Origin of the sequence: Citrobacter sp. Cs237 (genome assembly GCF_030332325.1) — a bacterium.
In the GTDB taxonomy this organism is placed as follows: Bacteria; Pseudomonadota; Gammaproteobacteria; order Enterobacterales; family Enterobacteriaceae; genus Citrobacter_A; species Citrobacter_A sedlakii.
Genome location: NZ_JAOWIB010000074.1, coordinates 1 through 570 on the forward strand (window position 1 = coordinate 1; position 570 = coordinate 570).

General features: G+C 37.7%; 1 pseudogene. It reads left to right on the forward strand.

The features are described 5' to 3' along the window. Window positions 1-297 (forward strand): annotated as a pseudogene (locus OGY07_RS02885) (hypothetical protein); the annotation flags it as partial. Between the last annotated feature and the right edge of the window lie 273 nt (window positions 298-570).

Consider the following 570-nt stretch of genomic DNA (forward strand, 5'->3'; position numbering starts at 1 on the left):
AAGACAGCGCTGAAAGCCTGGTCTGCGACAACCGGCGACAGCGAAGATGAAATACTATTATCACAATATACTAAAGATAAACTCGAAGGCGGAAAAGCCAAAATACTGCCCATAAGATGGGAAAATTATGATATCAGGATTATGAACAAAGGACGAATGGTGCAATACTATAATAAATCAAAGCCGAATTACTCCCCACTTGCATATAAATATATAGATGAGGATGGGGATGAAGCCATGAACTATTACGCCCCCATATTTTCACTAATTGACGATGAATTTATTCCGGTTACTTAACATCACTCATACAGACTGAATTTTATATTATATCTGAACTGCATATGTTCCCCCTGTCAATCACTTAAAAATAACGATAATGAAACTGGTTATAACAGAACACCACAAAAGTGAGAAAAATATATGAAAAAGAAATATATCATTCCGGCAATCATATTAACAGGAGGTATTATGTCATTAACAGTCTTCGCCAGTAGTCAGCCGCAGAAACTGCGTAGCCTGTTTAATATCCAGCAGGCTTACTGCGCCATTAAGACTAATGGCGTTACCGGA